This is a genomic window from Kocuria sp. CPCC 205258 (assembly GCF_040981005.1).
In the GTDB taxonomy this organism is placed as follows: Bacteria; Actinomycetota; Actinomycetes; order Actinomycetales; family Micrococcaceae; genus Kocuria; species Kocuria rosea.
This window is the reverse complement of sequence record NZ_JAVKPS010000007.1, coordinates 190300-207075: the sequence shown is the minus strand read 5'-3', so window position 1 is coordinate 207075 and position 16776 is coordinate 190300. Positions and strand designations below refer to the sequence as shown.

Here is a 16776-nt window from a genome sequence, read left to right as displayed (position 1 = left end):
CAGGAGTTAGCCCGTGAACGCAGATCTCGTCGTCGTAGGGTCCGGCCTGTTCGGCCTGACCGTGGCCGAGAGGGCCGCCAACGAGCTGGGCCTCGACGTGGCCATCATCGACCGGCGGCCCCACATCGGTGGCAACGCCTACACGGAGAACGAGCCCCAGACCGGGATCGAGGTGCACCGCTACGGCGCCCACCTGTTCCACACCTCCAACGAGCGGGTCTGGGACTACGTGAACCGGTTCACCGACTTCACGGACTACGTGCACCGGGTCTACACGCGGCACCACGACGAGGTCTTCCCCATGCCGATCAACCTCGGCACGATCAACCAGTTCTTCCGCGCGGCGTACTCGCCGGCCGAGGCCCGGGCGCTGATCCAGGAGCAGGCCGGGGAGCTCGCGGGGACGGACCCGCAGAACCTCAACGACAAGGGCATCCAGCTCATCGGCCGGCCGCTCTACGAGGCGTTCATCAAGCACTACACGGGCAAGCAGTGGCAGACGGACCCCAAGGACCTGCCCGCCTCGATCATCAACCGGCTCCCCGTGCGCTACACCTACGACAACCGGTATTTCAACGACAAGTACGAGGGCCTGCCGGTGGACGGCTACACCGCGTGGCTCGAGCGCATGGCGGACCACCCCAAGATCGACGTCCGGCTGGACACCGACTTCTTCGACGAGGGCCACGACTACTCCCGCTCCGCCGTCTCCGGGCAGGTCCCGGTCGTCTACACGGGCCCCGTGGACCGGTACTTCGACTACGCCGAGGGCGACCTCTCGTGGCGGACCATCGACCTGGAGCAGGAGGTCCTGCCGATCGAGGACTTCCAGGGCGCCCCGGTGATCAACTACCCGGACCCCGACGTCCCCTTCACCCGGATCCTGGAGTTCCGCCACTTCTACCCGCAGCGGGACTACACCACGGACGCCACGGTGATCATGCGCGAGTTCTCCCGCTTCGCGGAGAAGGGCGACGAGCCGTACTACCCGGTCAACACCTCGGTGGACCGCGAGAAGCTGCTCAAGTACCGCGACCTCGCCCGCGGCGAGGACAAGGTCCTGTTCGGCGGCCGCCTCGGCACCTACAAGTACCTGGACATGCACATGGCCATCGGGGCCGCGCTGTCCATGGTCGACAACAAGCTCAAGCCCCACTTCACCGGCGGGGCCACCATCGAGAGCGGGGGAGTGGACGCGTGACCGCGACGACCCAGGACACCGAACGGACCGGCACCGAGGGCACCTCCTACCGGGTGCTGCAGGAGCTCGTCTTCCCGGCCAAGGACCGTTTCCCGACCCAGCCCCTCTACCTGGACTCCCGGGCGGACACGGGCACCGCCGCCCAGCAGGAGGACACGAAGGAGCAGCGGCCCCAGATCGTGGTCAACGTGGCCTCCGACGCCGGGGCCGCCAGCGGCGTGGCGATCCTCGGCCGCACCTCCGTGCGCGTGCCGGCCCGCAGCACCGTGTCCTTCGCCACGTACTTCAACGCGTTCCCGGCCAGCTACTGGCGGCACAACACCCACCTGCGCGAGGTCGTGCTGCGCGTGGGCACCACGGGCCGCGGCTCGGTGAACGTGCACAGCTCCAACGCGCGCGGCGAGTCCGTGCCCGTGTCGGTGCACGAGGTCTCCGGCGCCGAGCGGCTGACCGAGGTCGTGCTGCCGCTGAAGGCCTTCGCCGACGGCGGGTGGTACTGGTTCGACGCCACCGCGGCGGACCAGGAGCTCGAGGTCCTGGGCGCCCAGTGGCTGGGCGACGGCACGGGCACCACGGAGGGGTCCGTGACCCTCCAGATCACGACCATGAACAAGCCCTCCTACTGCCTCACCAACGCCCGCCTCCTGGACGAGCAGCGGGAGCACCTGCCGCAGGTCGCGCAGGTCGTGATCGTGGACCAGGGCAACCAGAAGGTCGTCGACGAGCCGGGCTTCAGCGAGGTCCAGGAGCGCTTCGGCGACCGGCTGCGCGTCATCGACCAGGGCAACTTGGGCGGGGCCGGCGGCTTCGCCCGCGGCATGTACGAGGCCGTGCGCGCCGACAGCACCTACGTGCTGCTCATGGACGACGACGTCGAGATCGAGCCCGAGGCCGTGCGCCGGATCAGCGTGTTCGCCGACTTCTGCAAGCGGCCCACGCTGGTCGGCGGGCACATGATCGACCTGCTCAACCCGACGAAGATCCACAACTTCGGCGAGGCCATGGACCCGTACAGCTTCCAGTACGGCCCCGCGGGCGAGGGCGTGGAGATCGGCCACGACTTCCGCCGCAGCAACCTGCGCAGCACCGCGTGGATGCACCGCCGCATCGAGGTGGACTACAACGCGTGGTGGATGTGCCTGATCCCCACGCAGGTCGTCCGCGAGATCGGCCTGGCGCTGCCCGTGTTCATCAAGTGGGACGACGTCGAGTACGGCATCCGCGCCAAGGCGGCCGGCTACCGCACCGTGTCCCTGCCCGGCGTGGCCGTGTGGCACCTGGCCTGGGCGGACAAGGACGACACCATCAGCTGGCAGGCGTACTTCCACAAGCGCAACCAGCTCGTGGCCGCCCTGCTGCACTCCCCGTTCGACCGCGGCGGCGAGGTGCTCGGGCGCAACGGGATCAAGGACCTGCGGCACCTGCTGTCCATGCAGTACTTCGCGGAGGAGGCCCGGGTCCTGGCACTGCGGGACGTCCTCGCCGGGCCCGAGGCCCTGCACGAGCTGCTGCCCCAGCGGATCCGCGACGTGCGCCGGATGATGACCCAGCACTCCGACGCCGTCTACGAGGCGGACCTCGACGCCTACCCCACGGTCGCGTCGGCGAAGCCCCTGCGGACCCGGCGGCTCTCCGCCCCGCACGGGCTGAAGGTGCTCACCTCCGCGACCACCGCCGTGGTGCGCCACCTCGCCGTGCGCCCGCAGGAGCAGGCCGAGCAGCACCCGCAGGTGCACCTGCCCTACCAGGACGCCCGGTGGTGGCGGCTCGCCCGCTACGACAGCGCCCTGGTCTCCGCCTCGGACGGCACCGGCTACACCTGGTACAAGCGCTCGCCCCGGGAGGCCCGCGCCCTGATGGCGGAGTCCCTGCGGCTGCACGCCCAGCTGGCCCTGCGCTGGCCGGAGCTGTCCCGCCGCTACCGGGCCGCCCTGCCGGAGGTCACCTCCATGGCGGCCTGGGAGGCGACCTTCCGCGAGCACTCGGAGATCGGCGCCTGATGCCGGCTGCCACGGTCGTCCGGAGGCCGTCCCCCGGGACGGGGCTGCCGGCGGTGTTCCGCCAGCGCTACCTGCTGAAGCTGCTGGTCGACAAGGAGCTGCAGATCCGCTACCGGGGCACGGTCCTCGGGCTGCTGTGGTCCTACGTCAAGCCGGGGATCCAATTCGTGGTCTTCTACGTGGCCCTGGGCATCTTCCTGGGCCTGGAGCGCGGGATGGAGAACTACGCCGTGTACCTGTTCTCCGGGATCATCCTGATCAACTTCTTCTCGGAGTCATTCGGCAACGCGGCGCGCTCGATCGTGGCCAACGCGAGCCTGATCAAGAAGATCTACCTGCCCCGGCAGATGTTCCCGGTGGCCTCCGTGTGGGTCGCCGGCGTGCACCTCATGCCGCAGCTGGTGGTCATGCTCCTGGCCGCCCTCGTCGTGGGCTGGTCGCCCACGTGGATCTCGCTGCTGGCCGTGCCCGCGGCGCTGCTGATCGTGGGTCTGCTGGGGGCCGGGCTGGGCATGCTCTTCGGCGCGGCGAACGTGTTCTTCCGCGACGCCGAGAACTTCGTGGATTTGATCGTCATGGTCAGCACGTGGTCCGCCCCGGTGCTCTACTCGTGGACGATGGTCCGGGATGTCCTGGGCCCGGTGTGGTTCGCCGGGTTCATGCTCAACCCCCTGACCGTGGCCGTGGAGCTCTCGCACGCGGCGTTCTGGCTGCCGACCACCACCCCCGGCGCCCACGAGGTGCCGCCCCACCTGTTCTCCCTCTGGACTCCGGTGGCGCTGCTGGTGGTCACGGTCGTCATGTTCCTGGGCGACCTGCTGTTCCGTCGCCTCGAGGGCCGATTCGCGCAGGAGCTGTGACGATGAGCACCGACCGCACCACCCCGCCGGCCGAGCCCGCCGTGGTGGCCGAGCACCTGGCCAAGGAGTTCTCGCTCCGCCACGCCCGTTCCCTCAAGGAGACGGTGATGTGGCTCGCGCGGGGGCGGCGCCAGGACATCTCCAACCGCTTCCGCGCCCTCGAGGACCTCAGCCTCAGCATCCGGCCGGGGGAGAGCGTGGCGCTCGTGGGACTCAACGGCTCCGGGAAGTCCACGTTCCTCAAGCTGGTCTCCGGCGTGATGAGCCCCGACGGGGGCTCGCTCGTGGTCAACGGGCGCGTGGCCGGGCTGATCGAGGTCGGCGCCGGCTTCCACCCCGACCTCACCGGCCGCGACAACGTGTACCTCAACGGCGCGATCCTCGGCATGTCCAAGGAGGACATCGACCGGAAGTTCGACCAGATCGTGGCGTTCTCCGAGATCGAGCAGTTCATCGACACCGAGGTGAAGTTCTACTCGTCCGGCATGTACCTGCGCCTGGCCTTCGCCGTGGCGGTGTTCACCGACCCGGACATCTTCATCATCGACGAGATCCTCTCGGTGGGCGACGAGCCCTTCCAGCGCAAGAGCCTGGGCCGGGTCAAGGAGCTCTCCGAGGAGGGCAAGACGCTGCTCGTCGTCAGCCACGACTTCGACGTGGTCCGCAAGGTCTGCGACCGCGGGGTGTGGATCGAGCGCGGCCGGGTCCGCAGCGACGGGCCCATCGACGAGGTGATCGAGCAGTTCCGCGCCGCGGAGAACGCCGGCTGACGATCCTTCCTGCCCGCGCCCCGCGGACGACGACGGGCCGCCCGGCTCCGCGAGGAACCGGGCGGCCCGTCGTCCGTCGCTGGACGGGGGTCCCGCCGCAGCAGGATCAGGCGCCGTCGCAGCCGACGATCTCATAGAGCGCGGCCTGCCCGTTGCGCTCGACCAGCACCAGGTTCAGGTCCACGGCCGGGTCCACGGCGTTGACCCCGGTGTAGGCGAGGGCGGACGGCTCGTCCGGGATGATGAACTGGGTCCCGAAGTCCAGGACGTAGCGGACGTCGAGCTCCTCGGCGGCCTCGCAGGCGGGACTGCCGGGGACGGCGGCGTCGATGCCCGTCACGATCTCCTGCACCTCCGGGCCGGGCGTCCCCACGTGGTACTGGGTGACGGGCCGCTCACCGACCGCGAACGCCAGGGAGCCGCCGTTCCACGGGTTGACGGCGATGACGTCCTCGGGGTCCGTGAGCTCGTCGAGGTCCTCCAGGAGCTCGTACTCGTCCCGGGTCAGCACGCTCTCGGCGCCCTCCCACGCGTAGTACTGCTTGCCCCACCGCGTGGCCTGGGTCAGGGACCCGACCTGGGAGTAGGGGACCACGAGGGCGAGCACCACGACGGCCGCGACGGGAAGGGCGGCGCGGGCGGCCCGGGGCCGGCCGGCGAACGAGGCTAGCGCCGTGGCGCCGGCCGCCAGGCCCTCCACCACGTGCGCGGTGCCGAGGGCGGCGAGGGGGACCGCGGTCAGCGGGAGGGTGGCCGCCAGGCGGTAGGAGTCCACGTACCATCCCCCGGTGAGCCACTCCCGCCACGGGCCCTCCTCCCCGCCGGCGGAGACCGCGTACAGGAGCACGAGCGACAGGTGCCCCAGCACGAGCCAGCGCAGCCGGCGGCGGCTGATCGCGGCGTAGACCCCCGCCGCGGTCAGCACCACGAGCACCCACGGGACGTCGTCGCGGCCGTTCGCCGTGAACATGACGGCCTCGCCCACGCCCCGGCCGAAGGACGTGAAGGGGTCCCACGCGCGGTCCGTGGTCAGGACGTTCCACAGGAGCAGCCACGTGGTGACCACGACGACCGCGACCGCCACGAGCCCGAGGGCGGGACCTCGGCGCCGGGCGCCCGCGGCCGCCCGCAGCCCGAGCCACCACGCCGTGGCCGCCAGGGGGACGGCGACCACGAGCAGGGCGAGGAACGCGTTGGGCTGGGAGACGAACAGCGCGCCGAGGGTGACCACCAGGCTGGCGGCAAGCCGGATCCGGCCGGCGGTGTCCGGGGTGCGCGCCGTCCGGTCCGCGGTCACCCCGGGGCCGAGCAGCCGCACGAGCAGACCGAGGGACACGGGGGCGAGCGCCAGGGCGAGGAGGTTGGGGAAGAGCGGCCCCCAGGCCATCAGGCCCAGCGGGAAGACGCTGAACCCGGCGGCGGCCGTGCCGGCGACCACGGCCGCCACGGGGGACGGGCCGACGAGGCAGCGGACCAGGAAGATGCACGAGGCGGGCCAGACGAGCCCGCCCACCGCGAGCAGCGTCAGGTTGTGGGCCACGAGCACGCTGTCGCCGGCCAGGGGCACCGCGAGGGACGCCAGCTGGTGCCACGCCGCGGGGTACAGCGCGATGGTGCTCTCCGGGCTGACCATCCGGTTCAGGGTCAGGGTCGAGCCGCTGCCGGTCTCGACGACGTAGCGGATGGCGTTGAGGTGGAAGATGTTGTCCCAGCGCTGGGCCATCGCCTCCGGGTGCCCGATCACGGACGCCATCCGGCGCACCAGCAGCACCGCCCCGATCGCCAGCCCGGCGGCCGCGCCCGCCGGGAAGAGCCAGCGGCCCGCGCCGCCGGAGCGCTCCGCCGGGTCGGCCGGGTCCGCCCCGGCGTCGTGCGGGCCGGGCGCGTGGCCGCCCCGGGGGAGGAGCCGGCCGACCAGCCACGCCAGCGCCGCCAGCACCACCGCGGCGGCCACCTGGGTGAGCGCGCCGTAGGGGATGCCCGCCAGGTCCAGGACCACGCCCGTGAGCCCGACGACGGCGACGCTGAAGACCGGTGCCGTCAGCAGGATCCGGCCCCCGCGCTGACCGAAGGCCCACAGCAGCGCCAGCCCCGGCAGCCACAGGAACGCCAGCAGGACCAGGAACGCCGGCAGATGGGGTCCCCACTCCGTCAGCACGTCGGTCCTGCGGGGCTCTGCCTGGCAGCGGGCACGGTCTTGTCCTCACGGTGGGGGGAAGGGTCGGGTCGATCATAGCGGCCTGCCCGCGTCCGGCCGCCGACCTGACGGGCGGGTCCGGCGAGCTGTGCGAGAATGTCCGGGTGAGTCGTTCGTGGATCGTCATGCCCGTGTACAACGAGGCGGCCGTCGTGGGAGAGGTGCTGAAGGAGCTCCGGAAGACCTTCCCGCACGTCGTCTGCGTCGACGACGGATCCTCCGACGACTCGGCCCGGATCTGCGCCGAGGCCGGCGCCGTCGTCGTCCAGCACCCCATCAACCTGGGGCAGGGAGCGGCGCTGCAGACCGGTTTCGAGTACGCCCTGCAGGACCCCGGCATGGACTGCGTGGTCACCTTCGACTCCGACGGCCAGCACCGCGTGACTGACGCGTGGGACATGGTCGAGCGGATCCGCTCGGGCGAGGCCGAGGTCGTGCTGGGCTCCCGCTTCCTCGACGGGCGCACCCGGATCTCCCCGCTCAAGCGGGTCGTGCTGCGCACCGCCGCGTTCTTCTCGAAGCTGTCCACCGGCATGGACCTCTCCGACGCCCACAACGGGCTGCGCGCCATCGACCGGGGGAGCCTGTCCCGGATCCGGCTGACCCAGAACCGGATGGCGCACGCCTCGGAGATCGTCGACCAGCTGGCCGACATCCGGCCCCGCTGGGTCGAGCATCCGGTGGAGATCGTCTACACGGACTACTCGAAGTCCAAGGGGCAGTCGCTGCTCAACGGCGTGAACATCCTCGCCGAGCTGTTCGTCAAGTAGTCCGCACCCAGTCCGCACCGTCGAAGGGAAGAGCCGTCCGATGATCTACGCCGTCCAGATCCTGCTGGTCCTGGCCGTGGGCTACGGCGCGCTCGCCCTGATCCGCGGCGGGGCCAACGCGAAGCACCAGGCGATCCGCCGCGTGGTGGGCCTGGCCTTCTTCATCTTCGCGGCGCTGTCCATCTTCTTCCCCGACCTGCTCACGGGCGTGGCCCACTTCTTCGGGATCGGACGCGGCACCGACCTCGTCCTGTACGGCTTCGTGGTGATCTTCATGATCACCCAGGCCACCTCCGCGCTGCGCAACCGCCAGCAGGAGGTCAACGTGACCCGGCTGGCCCGGCACATCGCCGTCGCCGAGGCGGAGCGGCCCTGGGCCCCGGCCCCGGAGCACGCCCAGCGCGCCTCGGTGCGGGACTTCGCCGAGACCTCGCCGGCGCAGCGCCCCGCAGCCTGACCGGCCCCGGCGCGGATCAGGCCTCCCGGAGCACCCGGGACAGCAGGTCCGGCCGGTCCGTCATGACGCCGTCCACACCCCACCCCAGCAGGCGGCGCATGTCGTCCTCCCGGTCGATGGTCCAGACGTCCACCCGCAGACCCGCCTGCTGGGCACTGCGCACGAGTCCGGGCGTGAGCACGCGCAGGCCAAGGAGCGAGTCCGGCGGCTGCAGGCCCTGGAACGGGAGTGTGTGGCGCTGGTGCCGACCCAGCAGGCACAGCAACCGGAAGGCCGCGAACTCCGTGGGGGAGGCCGCCGTGGGGACCGCCCCGCCCGAGACCTGGCGGAACCGCCGGATCGAGGCCGTGCGGTTCGTCGCGACGAGCGTGCGCTCCTGGGCACCCGCCGCCCGGACGGCCCGCCAGACGATCTCCTCGGCGCCGGCACGGTTGCCCTTGAGCTCGATCGCCACGGGGTGCTCGGGGAACGCCTCGTAGACCTCCGCGAGCGTGGGGACGTGCACCCCGCGCCCCCGCCACGGGAAGGTCCCGCCGTCGAGGGTGAACGCGTGCCCGGCGTCCAGGCTTTGGAGCTCCGGGGTGGACATCAGCGCGACGGCGCCGGTCCCGTCCGTGGTGCGGTCCACCGTGAGGTCGTGCATCAGCACGGCCGTGCCGTCGGCGGAGGCCTGCACGTCGAGCTCCAGCACCACGTCCCCGAGGGCCGCGGCGGCTCGGAACGCCTCGAGGGTGTTCTCCGGGGCGACCTCGGCGCCGCCCCGGTGCGCGAAGACGGCCGGCCAGTCCCGGGGCACGGCTGCCCTCGGGACCGGCGACGGGGCCACCAGGTGCCGGCCGAGGGCCGCTCCGGCCGCGCTCGTGAGCAGGTTCCCGGCGAAGGGGACGCCCGCGCGGAGCAGCGCCCGGAGACGAGCGGCGACGGCGGGGCGTGTGCCGTCCTGCTCGGTGGTCACATGGGTCACGGCGGTCCTTGCGATCGGGGGCAGCGCGTGCGGCACGGGCGGTGCCGTGACGCGGACGCCCGGTGGGGAGCGTGTTCGCCCGCCACCCTACGGCCAGGCGGCCCGGCCTGCACGCCCTCTCCGGACGTCGCCCTCGCCGACCTGGTTTCATGCGCCCGCATCCTGTGACACTTCATGTGTTTCCGGACGGGAACAACGTCGCAGGTCAGCGACGGCTGTCCACAGGAGCCCGGACGGGGGTTGTGGGGACGACATCGGATCGGCCTATGTTCCTGTGCATGCGCTCCGGGGGGAGCGCCGCCGGCGCGGATCCCGCGCCGGGGAACGCGCAGGGGGACGGATGACGGCACTGCTCTCCGAGGACGCGCTCGGGCTGGTCGAGGCCGAGGTGCGGGAGCTGATCCGGCGCCGGGGGCTGGACCCGGTGCTCGAGCTGGAGCGGACCCGGGAGCTGGTGGACGCCGCGGTGCGCGACTACGACCAGCGCTCGGCGCGCGGGGTGCTGCCGGCCCTGGCAGACCTGGACGCCGCCCGGCGGGTGCTGCTGGACCTGGTCGCCGGGTTCGGGCCGCTGCAGCCGCTGCTCGACGACCCGCGGATCGAGGAGATCTGGATCAACGGCCCCGCGGAGGTCTACGCCGCCCGCGGCGGGGAGTCCGAGCTGACGAGCCTCGTGCTGACCGAGGCCCAGATCCGCAACCTGGTGGAGCGGATGCTCAAGTCCTCGGGCCGGCGCCTGGACCTGTCCTCCCCGTTCGTGGACGCGGCGCTGCCGGACGGGTCCCGGCTGCACGTGGTGATCCCGGACGTGACGCGCCGGCACTGGGCCGTGAACATCCGCAAGTTCGTGGCCCGGGCCCGGCGCCTGGACGACCTCGTGGAGCTGGGCGCGCTGCCGCCGCGCGCCGCGCGCTTCCTCGACGCGGCCGTGGCCAGCGGGCTCAACATCCTCGTCTCCGGCGCCACGCAGGCGGGCAAGACCACGCTGCTGAACTGTCTGTGCGCCTCGATCGGCCCCCGGGAGCGGGTGGTGACGGTCGAGGAGATCTTCGAGCTGCAGGTCCCGCTGCGCGACGTCGTGGGGATGCAGTGCCGTCAGCCCAATCTCGAGGGCACGGGCGAGATCCCCCTGCGCCGGCTCGTCAAGGAGGCGCTGCGGATGCGCCCGGACCGGCTCGTGGTCGGGGAGGTCCGGGAGGCGGAGAGCCTGGACATGCTCATCGCGCTCAACAGCGGACTCCCGGGGATGTGCAGCCTGCACGCGAACTCCGCCCGGGACGCCGTGACCAAGATCTGCACCCTGCCGCTGCTGGCGGGGGAGAACATCAGCTCCGGGTTCGTGGTGCCCACGGTGGCCTCGTGCTTCGACCTCGTGGTGCACTGCCACCGGGACCGGCACGGCCGCCGCCGGGTGAGCGAGATCCTCGCGATCGGCAACCGGGTCGAGAACGGCGTGATCGAGACGTACCCGGTCTTCGCCGAGACGGACGGCGCCCTGCTGGCCGTGGCCGCCGAGGCGCCGGCGGCGTGGAAGTTCGAGCGGGCCGGGCACCGGGTGAGCGAGCTGCTGGCGGACGACGGCCCGGTCGGAGCAGCGCGGTGAGCGCGGCGCTGGGCGTGCTGCTGGGGGCGGGCGTGTTCCTGCTCTGGTGGTCCTGCTGGACCGAGGAGGCGCCGCGCGCGGCCGGCCCGCGCCGGCCCGGCCGGCTGCGCGAGCTGCTGCTGCGCGCGGACCTGGCCCGGGTCGGTCCGGCGGGACTGCTGGCCGCCTGCGCCGCGGCCGGGACGCTGAGCGGACTGCTCGTCGCCGCGGTCACCGGCGCGGCGGTCCTCGGCCTGTGCGCCGCCGTCCTGGGCGGATGGGTTCCCCTGGCGGTGGTCCAGCACCGGGCCCGGCGCCGGGCGGCCGCCCTGCGCGAGGTGTGGCCCGACGTGGTCGACCACCTGCGCTCGGCGATCCGGGCCGGGATGTCCCTGCCCGAGGCGCTGATCCAGCTGCAGTACCGCGGACCCGAGCCGGTGCGCCCGGCCTTCGCCCGGTTCGCCGCCGACTACCGCGCCTCGGGGCAGCTGCAGGGCGCGCTCACCCTGCTCAAGGACCGGCTGGCCGACCCCGTGGCCGACAACATCGTGGAGGCCCTGCGGGTGACCCGGGAGGTGGGCGGGACCGACCTCGGCCGGCTGCTCGGCACGCTGTCCGAGTTCCTGCGGGAGAACACCCGCACCCGCGGAGAGCTGGAGGCCCGGCAGTCCTGGACGGTCAACGCCGCCCGGCTGGCGGTGGCCGCACCGTGGATCGTGCTGGCGCTGATGGCCACCCAGCCCGCCGCGATCCGGGCCTACGACACCCCGGCCGGCGCCCTGGTGCTGATCGGCGGGCTGCTCGTCTCCACGATCGCCTACCGCCTCATGCTGCGGATCGGGGCGCTGCCCGAGCCCGAGCGGGTGCTGCGGTGAGTGCTTCCCCCGCCCTGCTGGTGCTCCTCGGCCTGGTGCACGCCGCCGGGCTGTGGCTGGTGCTCACCGGTGCCCGGGTCACCGGCCGGCCGTCCTTCGCGACCCGGATCGCCCCGCAGCTGCGCTCGGTGGAGGTCGAGTCGGCGCTGCTCGCGCGCCCCGGGCGCCGCTCCGCCCGGACACCCGGCCGGGCCGCAGCGGGGCTGGACCCGGTCGTGCGCGGGCTGGCCCACCGCGTGTTCCGGCACGCCGCCCCGTCGGCGGCCCTGGAGGGACGCCTGGTCCGGGCGGGCGTCAGCACCACGGCGGCGGACTTCCGCGCCGAGCAGCTCCTGTGCGCGACGGGGGGCCTGCTGCTGGGCGTCCTGCTCGGCGTGGCCGCCGAGGCGCGCTGGGGCACGGGCCCCGGCGGGGTGCTGCTGGCCGTGGGCGCGGCCACGGCCGCCGGGCACCTGCTGCGCGGGCACCTGCTGAGCCGGCGGATCCGGCTCCGCGAGGCCCGGATGCTGGCCGAGTTCCCCGCCGTCGCCGAGCTGATGGCGCTGTCGGTGGGCGCAGGGGAGAGCGCGGTGGGTTCGCTCGAGCGGGTGTGCCGGGTCGCCGAGGGAGAGCTCACGGCGGAGTTCCGCGCGGTGCTCGCACAGACCCGGTCCGGCGCCGGACTCGTGCACGCCCTCCAGGACTTCTCCGCGCGCACCCCGGTGGCGCCCATCGGGCGGTTCGTGGACGGCATCGTCGTGGCCATCGAGCGCGGCACGCCCCTGGCGGACGTGCTCCGGGCCCAGGCCCAGGACGTGCGGGACAACGACAAGCGCGAGCTGATGGAGGCCGCCGGGCGCAAGGAGATCGCCATGATGGTGCCCCTCGTGTTCTGCGTGCTGCCGCTGACGGTCGTGTTCGCCGTGTTCCCCGGGATCGCCGTGCTCGAGCTCGGCTTCTGACCTCTCATCCGGGCGGCCGGGGACCGGCAGCCCTCCAGGAAAGGACACACCCCATGACACACCTCCACCGGCTCGCCGCCCTGCTCGGCGTCCTCGCCATGGCCCTCGCCGCGCTGCGCGAGCGGCTCGCCGCCGATGATCCGGACCGCGGGGACGTCCCCGGCTGGGTGATGCTGACCCTGATGTCCGCAGTGCTCGTGGCCGGGCTGCTGCTGGTGGCGCAGCCGGCCTTGGAGGGGCTCTTCCAGGACGCGATGGCGCGCGTGAGCCAGAACTGAGGATGGACGAGGAGTGCGCCCGGCCGGGCGCCGGGCCCCCGGAGACGGACCGGGGCAGTGCGGTGGTCGAGTACGTGATGGTGGCCGGCCTCGTGGCGATGATCTTCGCGGCCACGCTGCAGCTGGCCCTGGCCCTGCACGTGCGCAACACGCTGATCGACGCCGCCGCGGCCGGCGCCCGGTACGGCACCCTGGCCGACCGCTCGCCCGAGGACGGGGTCGAGCGGACCCGCCGGATCGTCACCGGCGCCCTCGGCCCCCGGTACGCCCAGGACGTCGTCGCGACCACCGCGGCGGTGGGCGAGCTGCGGACCCTGGAGATCACGGTGGTCTCGCCCCTGCCCGTGGTGGCGCTGTTCGGTCCGCCCGACTCCCTGGAGGTGCGCGGCCATGCCGTCCTCGGCGACTGAAGCTCCTGCCTCCACCGGAGCAGCGGCATCGACGGCTACGGCTGCCTCGACCGGAGCGACCGGAGCGACCGGGGCGGCCCGTGCGGCCGGGCCGCCCGATGTGCTCGGGAGGACTGCGGGCGGTGACGAGGGCAGCGCGGTCGTGGAGTTCGTGGCGCTGGGCACGCTGCTGCTCGTCCCCGTGGTCTACTTCGTGCTCGCGGTGGCCCAGGTCCAGGCCGGGGCCTTCGGGGTGGTGGCCGCCGCGCAGCAGGCGTCCCAGGTGCTGGCCCGGGCCGAGCCCGGTGCGCTCTCGGACACCGGGCTGACCGCGGCGGCGCAGCTGGCGGCCGCGGACCAGGGCTTCGCCCCCGACCGGCTGGCGCTCCGCCTCGAGTGCTCCGACGGGGCCTGCGCGGAGCCCGGTGCGGTGGCCACGGTGCACGCCACCCTGGAGGTCCCGCTGCCGCTGGTGCCCGGGTTGACCGATCTGGACGTGGCCGTGCTGACGTCCTCGGCCACGGTCGTGATCGGCCGCTACGGATGAGCGGGCGGACCGCCGGCCCCGGCCCGCGCCGGGACAGGAGCCGGGACCAGAACCGGGACCACGCCCGGGACCAGAACCGGGACCACGACCGGGGCGCTGACCGGGGCGAGGACCGGGACGACGGCCAGGTCACGATCCTCGTCATCGGCTTCGCGGTCGTGCTGCTCCTGCTGACCATCGTGGTCATGGCCGTCACCGCGGTCTACGTGGGGGAGCGCAAGCTCCAGGTGCTGGCGGACAACGCCGCGCTCGCCGCGGCCGACACGTTCGTGGCGCTGGACCCGGGGGAGGGCGGCGCCCCACCGGCCACGGTCCTCGACGACGACGCCGTGGCGGGTGCCGCGGCCGCCTACCTCGACACGGTCCGCGCCTGGACCGACACCCCGGGCCTGGCCCTGGCCGCGCCCACGGGAAGCCCGGACGGGCGGACCGCGGAGGTGACGCTGTCCGCCGTCGTGCACCCGCCCGTGGTCAACCTGCTGGTGCCCGACGGCATCCCGATCTCCGCCACGAGCGACGCCCGCGCGCAACTGGGGCGGTGAACGATCTTCGGGGCGGTTCTCAGAGGTCGAGCAGCCGTTCGACCCGGCGGCGGACCATGCCACGGACCGGCCAGCCGTAGATGCGTGCGCTGCGCGCCAGGGCCCTGGTCCGCAAGGGTGCCGCCTTCCGCAGGTCCTTCGCCTTCCAGGTGGGATCGGCGAAGGCGCGGGCCACGTGCTGGGCACGAGCCGCGCCGGGTGAGGTGTCCGCCGCGAGCGTGACGGCCTGCCGCCACAGCAGCCGCGCGGCGCTCTGCCGCTCGGGCCGGCTCATGTGGCGCAGCAGGGACGCTCCGGTCGTGCCGTCGGCCTCGGCCACGGCGGCGCGCAGCAGGTCCTCGCTGCTGTCCTCGGCGGCGAGGATCGCCCGGGCCAGCTCCTCCTTGAGCGGCCGGGCCTCGTCCGGGTCCACCGACTCCAGCAGGTAGTCGCAGAGGGCGCTCGCCCCGTCGAGGCGACCCCACAGCCAGTCGGCGCAGCGTCCCTCGTCGCTGGCGAAGGCACCGAAGTGGGCCCACCGCTGCCCGTACAGCTTGCGCTCCAGCCAGTCGTCCTTCCCGGTGACCTCGCCGACGGACAGGATGGGGCGGGCCGCCGGGGTGATCTGCCGGTAGCGGAACGTGGGTTCGTCCGCCTCGGAGTTGGTGCTCCACGCGAGGACGGCGCTGGCCACCTCGACGGCCAGCGTGAAGTCGATGAGGGAGGCCGCGTCGACGTCCTCGAGCATGGGCAGGCGGGCGATGGCCTGCGCAGCGGCATGGACGGCCCCTCTGATGTCGGCGTCCATGGCGGGGGTGTAGAAGTCGTTCAACCGGTGCGCCCGTGCCGTGGCGGTCGTCGGGACGTCCGTTCGCAGGTGCGCCTCCAGCTGTTCCTCGAGCCGGGCGATGCGCCGCTGTGCCCGGTCGACCTCGCCGAAGGCGTGCTGCATCGCGCCGCCGAGGTCGCCCCTGTCCCGTGAGTAGGCCACCAGCGCCCGTCCCCACCAGCGCAGCAGGCGTTCCGCGGTCGCCAGTCCCCAACGCCACTGGTCCTCCGTGTAAGCGAGCCGGGTCGGGACCGGATGCAGGTCGTCCGGGTGGAGCTCGGTGGGCTCGGGAAGTGCGAAGCGAACGCCGGAGTCGAAGGAGCCGAGCCAGTGTTCCACGGCCTCGGCCCGGGAGAAGCGGTACGTCCTGAACCATTGGTCTGCGGCCAGCACGGCCTGTGACGTCTCGATGTAGGCGGCGGGGTCGGGAGAGCGCAGGAGCCGGACGACGGCGTCGTGCGGAGCCGAGACCGTGTAGCCCATGCGCCGGAACGCGTCGCGCAGGCCCTCGTAGTCCAGACGCTGGTCGGGTTCGCGGGTCGCGCTCACGACCCGGCCCAGGATCCGGGCGGCGGAGGGGCGCTCCTCCAGCGCCTTGGCGGGGCCGGAGACCCCCGGCGAGGGTGTGACGTACAGCAGCACCCGGTCGAACGGCGCCCCGACCGGCCGCTGCCGGAGGACGTCCATGAGCGGGCCGAACGGGGCGTTGTCGAGGACCCCGCCGTCGATGAGGAATGGCGTCCTCTCCGCCCCGGACGGCGAGATCAGGCAGCGGTGCAGCTCCTCCGTCTCGCCCACGGGCTCGAACGCCACCGGGAACGAGGCCGAGGCGCGGGACGCCAGGGCCAGGCACTCCCGCCGGTCGGCGAAGTCGTCCTTGACACGGCGTTCGTCGTCCGTGCGGCGTTCGAACCGGAAGACGCGACGACTGTCCACCATGGCCCCGTGTGCCTCGCCCTCGAGGTGGATCGGCACCGCCGGGGCGTCGAGGGCCGTCGCCGTCACGAGGAGCGTGCAGTCCTGGGACTCCGTCACGGCACCGTCTCCGGCCAGCCGGCCGATCAGGTTCTCGAGCTGGTCGTGGAAGAACGTCCCGTCGAGCATGGAGTTCATGGGCTGGGTGCCCCTGCCCGGGCGCTTCGGCGGCTCGCGCAGGAGCTGCCCCGGCCGCAGGGCCGCGAGATCGGACCAGGTGGACCTCATGTCCGGGAGGTCCTTGCCTCCGGCGATGGCCGCGGCGATCAGGGTGCCGTTGACTCCTCCCGCGCTGGTGCCCGCAACGGTGTCGACAACGGCAGTGCGGTCTGCGGCGGCGAGGACGTCCCGCCAGGCCTTCTGCACGGCCGCCTCGGCCGGACGTTCGGGTGGAGATGCGCCGGCAGACGCCAGCCGCAGCCGATTGAGCTCGTGCGTCACCCCGCCCATCCAGACGGCCAGGCTCACCCCGCCGTTGAGGACCAGGGCGAAGCGGGTCTCCCGCTGTGCGTTCATCGTGGTGTCTCTCTGCTCGTGCGACCGCGGACGGCGGACGCCGGGATGCGTGCTGTCCGGTCAGTCGCCGCTGAGCACCCCGGCCAGGACGTCAGGGCGGTCCG

The 16776-nt window shown here is 73.1% G+C and carries 16 protein-coding genes; 13 read left to right on the top strand and 3 right to left on the bottom strand.

Features of this window, described 5'->3' with window-relative positions; genetic code table 11:
- Positions 1–13: 13 nt before the first annotated feature.
- The 4 genes from glf to RF644_RS13450 are packed head-to-tail and all read left to right on the top strand — an operon-like array spanning position 14 to position 4831.
- Entirely contained in the window at positions 14–1201 is a 1188-nt protein-coding gene (glf, locus tag RF644_RS13465; RefSeq protein WP_133411283.1) for a UDP-galactopyranose mutase, read from the top strand.
- Entirely contained in the window at positions 1198–3201 is a 2004-nt protein-coding gene (locus tag RF644_RS13460; protein ID WP_368796854.1) for a glycosyltransferase, read from the top strand. Before glf ends, RF644_RS13460 begins: the two co-directional genes overlap by 4 nt.
- A complete protein-coding gene (locus tag RF644_RS13455) occupies positions 3201–4061 on the top strand; it encodes an ABC transporter permease (protein ID WP_368796853.1) in 861 nt (286 codons plus the stop codon). The genes RF644_RS13460 and RF644_RS13455 overlap by 1 nt, the downstream gene beginning before the upstream one ends.
- 2 nt (positions 4062–4063) lie before the next feature.
- Entirely contained in the window at positions 4064–4831 is a 768-nt protein-coding gene (locus RF644_RS13450; RefSeq protein ID WP_368796852.1) for an ABC transporter ATP-binding protein, read from the top strand.
- Positions 4832–4937: 106 nt separating this feature from the next.
- On the opposite strand, the gene RF644_RS13445 is transcribed toward RF644_RS13450, so the two are convergent.
- Positions 4938–6989 (bottom strand): DUF6541 family protein, encoded by a 2052-nt coding sequence (locus RF644_RS13445; RefSeq protein ID WP_368796851.1) that lies wholly within the window; start codon positions 6987–6989, stop codon positions 4938–4940.
- A gap of 143 nt (positions 6990–7132) precedes the next feature.
- Between RF644_RS13445 and RF644_RS13440 the strand changes: the two genes are divergently transcribed.
- Complete coding sequence (locus RF644_RS13440) at positions 7133–7798, top strand: glycosyltransferase family 2 protein (protein ID WP_368796850.1); 666 nt, start codon at positions 7133–7135, stop codon at positions 7796–7798.
- Positions 7799–7838: 40 nt separating this feature from the next.
- Complete coding sequence (locus tag RF644_RS13435; protein WP_368796849.1) at positions 7839–8255, top strand: DUF2304 domain-containing protein; 417 nt, start codon at positions 7839–7841, stop codon at positions 8253–8255.
- 16 nt (positions 8256–8271) lie between these two features.
- Here the strand turns inward: RF644_RS13435 and RF644_RS13430 are convergent, their stop codons facing one another.
- Positions 8272–9219: a glycerophosphodiester phosphodiesterase gene (locus tag RF644_RS13430; protein WP_368796847.1), complete on the bottom strand. Its 948-nt coding sequence runs from the start codon at positions 9217–9219 to the stop codon at positions 8272–8274.
- Positions 9220–9559: 340 nt separating this feature from the next.
- Here RF644_RS13430 and RF644_RS13425 point away from each other — a divergent pair, with 340 nt between their 5' ends.
- The 7 genes from RF644_RS13425 to RF644_RS13395 all read left to right on the top strand — a co-directional run bounded on the left by RF644_RS13425 (position 9560) and on the right by RF644_RS13395 (position 14373).
- The gene (locus tag RF644_RS13425) at positions 9560–10822 is read left to right on the top strand and encodes a CpaF family protein (RefSeq protein ID WP_017833648.1); all 1263 of its coding nucleotides are present in this window, start codon (positions 9560–9562) and stop codon (positions 10820–10822) included.
- Positions 10819–11676 (top strand): type II secretion system F family protein, encoded by an 858-nt coding sequence (locus tag RF644_RS13420; protein ID WP_368796846.1) that lies wholly within the window; start codon positions 10819–10821, stop codon positions 11674–11676. The genes RF644_RS13425 and RF644_RS13420 overlap by 4 nt, the downstream gene beginning before the upstream one ends.
- A complete protein-coding gene (locus tag RF644_RS13415; protein WP_133411275.1) occupies positions 11673–12617 on the top strand; it encodes a type II secretion system F family protein in 945 nt (314 codons plus the stop codon). The genes RF644_RS13420 and RF644_RS13415 overlap by 4 nt, the downstream gene beginning before the upstream one ends.
- A gap of 53 nt (positions 12618–12670) precedes the next feature.
- Complete coding sequence (locus RF644_RS13410; RefSeq protein ID WP_368796845.1) at positions 12671–12895, top strand: hypothetical protein; 225 nt, start codon at positions 12671–12673, stop codon at positions 12893–12895.
- A 2-nt stretch (positions 12896–12897) separates the two neighbouring features.
- Complete coding sequence (locus RF644_RS13405) at positions 12898–13305, top strand: TadE family protein (protein WP_368796844.1); 408 nt, start codon at positions 12898–12900, stop codon at positions 13303–13305.
- 142 nt (positions 13306–13447) lie between these two features.
- Positions 13448–13831 (top strand): hypothetical protein, encoded by a 384-nt coding sequence (locus tag RF644_RS13400; protein ID WP_368796842.1) that lies wholly within the window; start codon positions 13448–13450, stop codon positions 13829–13831.
- Positions 13828–14373: a pilus assembly protein TadG-related protein gene (locus RF644_RS13395; protein ID WP_368796841.1), complete on the top strand. Its 546-nt coding sequence runs from the start codon at positions 13828–13830 to the stop codon at positions 14371–14373. The genes RF644_RS13400 and RF644_RS13395 overlap by 4 nt, the downstream gene beginning before the upstream one ends.
- A gap of 19 nt (positions 14374–14392) precedes the next feature.
- Here the strand turns inward: RF644_RS13395 and RF644_RS13390 are convergent, their stop codons facing one another.
- Positions 14393–16672, bottom strand: coding sequence for a DUF3376 domain-containing protein (locus tag RF644_RS13390; RefSeq protein WP_368796839.1), 2280 nt, complete (start codon positions 16670–16672; stop codon positions 14393–14395).
- Positions 16673–16776 lie beyond the last annotated feature (104 nt).

Coding starts and splice junctions, on each gene's coding strand:
- RF644_RS13455 (WP_368796853.1), top strand. CDS start 3,201: ATGCCGGCTGCCACGGTCGTCCGGAGGCCGTCCCCCGGGACGGGGCTG.
- RF644_RS13450 (WP_368796852.1), top strand. CDS start 4,064: ATGAGCACCGACCGCACCACCCCGCCGGCCGAGCCCGCCGTGGTGGCC.
- RF644_RS13435 (WP_368796849.1), top strand. CDS start 7,839: ATGATCTACGCCGTCCAGATCCTGCTGGTCCTGGCCGTGGGCTACGGC.
- RF644_RS13425 (WP_017833648.1), top strand. CDS start 9,560: ATGACGGCACTGCTCTCCGAGGACGCGCTCGGGCTGGTCGAGGCCGAG.
- RF644_RS13410 (WP_368796845.1), top strand. CDS start 12,671: ATGACACACCTCCACCGGCTCGCCGCCCTGCTCGGCGTCCTCGCCATG.
- RF644_RS13405 (WP_368796844.1), top strand. CDS start 12,898: ATGGACGAGGAGTGCGCCCGGCCGGGCGCCGGGCCCCCGGAGACGGAC.
- RF644_RS13395 (WP_368796841.1), top strand. CDS start 13,828: ATGAGCGGGCGGACCGCCGGCCCCGGCCCGCGCCGGGACAGGAGCCGG.
- RF644_RS13390 (WP_368796839.1), bottom strand. CDS start 16,672: ATGAACGCACAGCGGGAGACCCGCTTCGCCCTGGTCCTCAACGGCGGG.